2 tRNA genes and 3 rRNA genes are annotated in these 5,559 nt (G+C 52.0%); all 5 read left to right on the top strand.

Going from position 1 to position 5,559, the window contains the following annotated elements:
• The first annotated feature begins 300 nt into the window (after window positions 1-300).
• The 5 genes from G7020_RS23480 (at window position 301) to rrf (ending at window position 5,508) form a co-directional block, all read left to right on the top strand.
• A 16S ribosomal RNA gene (locus tag G7020_RS23480) occupies window positions 301-1,837 on the top strand.
• Between the two features lie 64 nt (window positions 1,838-1,901).
• Window positions 1,902-1,978: transfer RNA gene (locus G7020_RS23475), tRNA-Ile, on the top strand.
• Window positions 1,979-2,009: 31 nt separating this feature from the next.
• Window positions 2,010-2,085: transfer RNA gene (locus tag G7020_RS23470), tRNA-Ala, on the top strand.
• A gap of 248 nt (window positions 2,086-2,333) precedes the next feature.
• Window positions 2,334-5,224, top strand: a 23S ribosomal RNA gene (locus G7020_RS23465).
• A gap of 168 nt (window positions 5,225-5,392) precedes the next feature.
• Window positions 5,393-5,508, top strand: a 5S ribosomal RNA gene (gene rrf / locus G7020_RS23460).
• Together the 16S, 23S and 5S rRNA genes with 2 tRNA genes alongside form the textbook arrangement of a ribosomal RNA operon.
• The last annotated feature ends 51 nt before the right edge of the window (window positions 5,509-5,559 follow it).

Below are 5,559 nucleotides of genomic sequence, written 5' to 3'. Positions count from 1 at the left end.
GATCGACAGCATAAGCGGTTGAGAAGAAAGAAAAATTCTTCAAAAACAGCTTGACGAGATACAAGGCTGCTGTAGAATGCGCGGCCTCGGTTGAGACGAAAGGCTTGATCGAAACGCTCTTTAACAACTGAATCAAGCAATTCGTGTGGGTGCTTGTGAGGTAAGACTGGTAGTCAGCAAGATTATCAGCATCACAATGTACTCAACGAGAAATCATTGAGTGCTCTTCTTGAGTTTGCTTAAGAAGAGATTGCGATTGCTGAGCCAAGTTTAGGGTTTTCTCAAAACCCAAGCAGTATTGAACTGAAGAGTTTGATCATGGCTCAGATTGAACGCTGGCGGCAGGCCTAACACATGCAAGTCGAGCGGATGAGGGGAGCTTGCTCCCTGATTTAGCGGCGGACGGGTGAGTAATGCCTAGGAATCTGCCTGGTAGTGGGGGATAACGTCCGGAAACGGGCGCTAATACCGCATACGTCCTACGGGAGAAAGCAGGGGACCTTCGGGCCTTGCGCTATCAGATGAGCCTAGGTCGGATTAGCTTGTTGGTGAGGTAAAGGCTCACCAAGGCTGCGATCCGTAACTGGTCTGAGAGGATGATCAGTCACACTGGAACTGAGACACGGTCCAGACTCCTACGGGAGGCAGCAGTGGGGAATATTGGACAATGGGCGAAAGCCTGATCCAGCCATGCCGCGTGTGTGAAGAAGGTCTTCGGATTGTAAAGCACTTTAAGTTGGGAGGAAGGGCAGTAAGTTAATACCTTGCTGTTTTGACGTTACCGACAGAATAAGCACCGGCTAACTTCGTGCCAGCAGCCGCGGTAATACGAAGGGTGCAAGCGTTAATCGGAATTACTGGGCGTAAAGCGCGCGTAGGTGGTTTGTTAAGTTGGAAGTGAAAGCCCCGGGCTCAACCTGGGAACTGCTTTCAAAACTGGCAAGCTAGAGTATGGCAGAGGGTGGTGGAATTTCCTGTGTAGCGGTGAAATGCGTAGATATAGGAAGGAACACCAGTGGCGAAGGCGACCACCTGGGCTAATACTGACACTGAGGTGCGAAAGCGTGGGGAGCAAACAGGATTAGATACCCTGGTAGTCCACGCCGTAAACGATGTCAACTAGCCGTTGGGCTCCTTGAGAGCTTAGTGGCGCAGCTAACGCATTAAGTTGACCGCCTGGGGAGTACGGCCGCAAGGTTAAAACTCAAATGAATTGACGGGGGCCCGCACAAGCGGTGGAGCATGTGGTTTAATTCGAAGCAACGCGAAGAACCTTACCAGGCCTTGACATGCAGAGAACTTTCCAGAGATGGATAGGTGCCTTCGGGAACTCTGACACAGGTGCTGCATGGCTGTCGTCAGCTCGTGTCGTGAGATGTTGGGTTAAGTCCCGTAACGAGCGCAACCCTTGTCCTTAGTTACCAGCACGTTAAGGTGGGCACTCTAAGGAGACTGCCGGTGACAAACCGGAGGAAGGTGGGGATGACGTCAAGTCATCATGGCCCTTACGGCCTGGGCTACACACGTGCTACAATGGTCGGTACAAAGGGTTGCCAAGCCGCGAGGTGGAGCTAATCCCATAAAACCGATCGTAGTCCGGATCGCAGTCTGCAACTCGACTGCGTGAAGTCGGAATCGCTAGTAATCGTGAATCAGAATGTCACGGTGAATACGTTCCCGGGCCTTGTACACACCGCCCGTCACACCATGGGAGTGGGTTGCTCCAGAAGTAGCTAGTCTAACCTTCGGGGGGACGGTTACCACGGAGTGATTCATGACTGGGGTGAAGTCGTAACAAGGTAGCCGTAGGGGAACCTGCGGCTGGATCACCTCCTTAATCGAAGACATCAGCTTCTTCATAAGTACCCACACGAATTGCTTGATTCATTGCGAAGACGATTGGGTCTGTAGCTCAGTTGGTTAGAGCGCACCCCTGATAAGGGTGAGGTCGGCAGTTCGAATCTGCCCAGACCCACCAATGTTGTGTGGGGCGCAGGCTTCAAGACATTGGGGCCATAGCTCAGCTGGGAGAGCGCCTGCCTTGCACGCAGGAGGTCAGCGGTTCGATCCCGCTTGGCTCCACCACCACTCGTCGGGATAGAGTTCAGAAATGAACATTTCTGCGTAGGCAGTTGAATGTTGATTTCTGGTCTTTACCAGTATCGTTCTTTAAAAATTTGGGTATGTGATAGAAATAGACTGAGTGATCACTTTCACTGGTGGTTGTTCAGGCTAAGGTAAAATTTGCGAGTTGCTCGAGAGAGCGAAATGCGGATTTTCGGCGAATGTCGTCTTCACGTTATAGACAGTAACCAGATTGCTTGGGGTTATATGGTCAAGTGAAGAAGCGCATACGGTGGATGCCTTGGCAGTCAGAGGCGATGAAAGACGTGGTAGCCTGCGAAAAGCTTCGGGGAGTCGGCAAACAGACTTTGATCCGGAGATCTCTGAATGGGGGAACCCAGCCATCATAAGATGGTTATCACACACTGAATCCATAGGTGTGTGAGGCGAACCAGGGGAACTGAAACATCTAAGTACCCTGAGGAAAAGAAATCAACCGAGATTCCCTTAGTAGTGGCGAGCGAACGGGGACTAGCCCTTAAGTGGCTTTGAGATTAGCGGAACGCTCTGGAAAGTGCGGCCATAGTGGGTGATAGCCCTGTACGCGAAAATCTCTTAGTCATGAAATCGAGTAGGACGGAGCACGAGAAACTTTGTCTGAATATGGGGGGACCATCCTCCAAGGCTAAATACTACTGACTGACCGATAGTGAACCAGTACCGTGAGGGAAAGGCGAAAAGAACCCCGGAGAGGGGAGTGAAATAGAACCTGAAACCGTATGCGTACAAGCAGTGGGAGCCTACTTTGTTAGGTGACTGCGTACCTTTTGTATAATGGGTCAGCGACTTATTTTCAGTGGCGAGCTTAACCGAATAGGGGAGGCGTAGCGAAAGCGAGTCTTAATAGGGCGTCTAGTCGCTGGGAATAGACCCGAAACCGGGCGATCTATCCATGGGCAGGTTGAAGGTTAGGTAACACTGACTGGAGGACCGAACCGACTACCGTTGAAAAGTTAGCGGATGACCTGTGGATCGGAGTGAAAGGCTAATCAAGCTCGGAGATAGCTGGTTCTCCTCGAAAGCTATTTAGGTAGCGCCTCGTGTATCACTGCTGGGGGTAGAGCACTGTTTCGGCTAGGGGGTCATCCCGACTTACCAAACCGATGCAAACTCCGAATACCAGCAAGTGTCAGCACGGGAGACACACGGCGGGTGCTAACGTCCGTCGTGAAAAGGGAAACAACCCAGACCGTCAGCTAAGGTCCCAAAATCCTGGTTAAGTGGGAAACGATGTGGGAAGGCTCAGACAGCTAGGAGGTTGGCTTAGAAGCAGCCACCCTTTAAAGAAAGCGTAATAGCTCACTAGTCGAGTCGGCCTGCGCGGAAGATGTAACGGGGCTCAAACCAGGTACCGAAGCTACGGGTTCATCGTAAGATGAGCGGTAGAGGAGCGTTCTGTAAGCCTGTGAAGGTCAATTGAGAAGTTGGCTGGAGGTATCAGAAGTGCGAATGCTGACATGAGTAACGACAATGCGAGTGAAAAACTCGCACGCCGAAAGACCAAGGGTTCCTGCGCAACGTTAATCGACGCAGGGTGAGTCGGTCCCTAAGGCGAGGCTGAAGAGCGTAGTCGATGGGAAACGGGTTAATATTCCCGTACTTCTGGTTACTGCGATGGGGGGACGGAGAAGGCTAGGCCAGCTTGGCGTTGGTTGTCCAAGTTTAAGGTGGTAGGCAGAGATCTTAGGTAAATCCGGGATCTTAATGCCGAGAACTGATGACGAGCTTTCTTTTAGAAAGCGAAGTGGTTGATGCCATGCTTCCAGGAAAAGCCTCTAAGCTTCAGGTAATCAGGAACCGTACCCCAAACCGACACAGGTGGTTGGGTAGAGAATACCAAGGCGCTTGAGAGAACTCGGGTGAAGGAACTAGGCAAAATGGCACCGTAACTTCGGGAGAAGGTGCGCCGGTGAGGGTGAAGTATTTACTACGTAAGCCCATGCCGGTCGAAGATACCAGGCCGCTGCGACTGTTTATTAAAAACACAGCACTCTGCAAACACGAAAGTGGACGTATAGGGTGTGACGCCTGCCCGGTGCCGGAAGGTTAATTGATGGGGTTAGCGCAAGCGAAGCTCTTGATCGAAGCCCCGGTAAACGGCGGCCGTAACTATAACGGTCCTAAGGTAGCGAAATTCCTTGTCGGGTAAGTTCCGACCTGCACGAATGGCGTAACGATGGCGGCGCTGTCTCCACCCGAGACTCAGTGAAATTGAAATCGCTGTGAAGATGCAGTGTATCCGCGGCTAGACGGAAAGACCCCGTGAACCTTTACTATAGCTTTGCACTGGACTTTGAATTTGCTTGTGTAGGATAGGTGGGAGGCTTTGAAGCGTGGACGCCAGTTCGCGTGGAGCCATCCTTGAAATACCACCCTGGCAACTTTGAGGTTCTAACTCTGGTCCGTTATCCGGATCGAGGACAGTGTATGGTGGGTAGTTTGACTGGGGCGGTCTCCTCCTAAAGAGTAACGGAGGAGTACGAAGGTGCGCTCAGACCGGTCGGAAATCGGTCGTAGAGTATAAAGGCAAAAGCGCGCTTGACTGCGAGACAGACACGTCGAGCAGGTACGAAAGTAGGTCTTAGTGATCCGGTGGTTCTGTATGGAAGGGCCATCGCTCAACGGATAAAAGGTACTCCGGGGATAACAGGCTGATACCGCCCAAGAGTTCATATCGACGGCGGTGTTTGGCACCTCGATGTCGGCTCATCACATCCTGGGGCTGAAGCCGGTCCCAAGGGTATGGCTGTTCGCCATTTAAAGTGGTACGCGAGCTGGGTTTAGAACGTCGTGAGACAGTTCGGTCCCTATCTGCCGTGGACGTTTGAGATTTGAGAGGGGCTGCTCCTAGTACGAGAGGACCGGAGTGGACGAACCTCTGGTGTTCCGGTTGTCACGCCAGTGGCATTGCCGGGTAGCTATGTTCGGAAGAGATAACCGCTGAAAGCATCTAAGCGGGAAACTTGCCTCAAGATGAGATCTCACTGGAGCCTTGAGCTCCCTGAAGGGCCGTCGAAGACTACGACGTTGATAGGTGGGGTGTGTAAGCGCTGTGAGGCGTTGAGCTAACCCATACTAATTGCCCGTGAGGCTTGACCATATAACACCCAAACAATTTGATGTTTGCGTGTCAGACGGTTGAAGTCGACAAACAAACCGAAAAGACGCATCGCTCGCAAAGCGAACCAAGACAAAGCAACAGCGCAACACAACACATCACATGCCCAATTAGGGGAAGCGACTCAACACCGACTCCCCAACCGAATTGCTTGACGACCATAGAGCGTTGGAACCACCTGATCCCATCCCGAACTCAGAAGTGAAACGACGCATCGCCGATGGTAGTGTGGGGTCTCCCCATGTGAGAGTAGGTCATCGTCAAGCTTCTACACCAAACCCCCGACCATCGAAAGATGATCGGGGGTTTGTCTTTGC

This window comes from Stutzerimonas stutzeri (genome assembly GCF_013522825.1).
In the GTDB taxonomy this organism is placed as follows: domain Bacteria; phylum Pseudomonadota; class Gammaproteobacteria; order Pseudomonadales; family Pseudomonadaceae; genus Stutzerimonas; species Stutzerimonas stutzeri_AK.
Note: the sequence above shows the minus strand (reverse complement) of the source record. Positions and strands in the feature narration are given on the sequence as shown.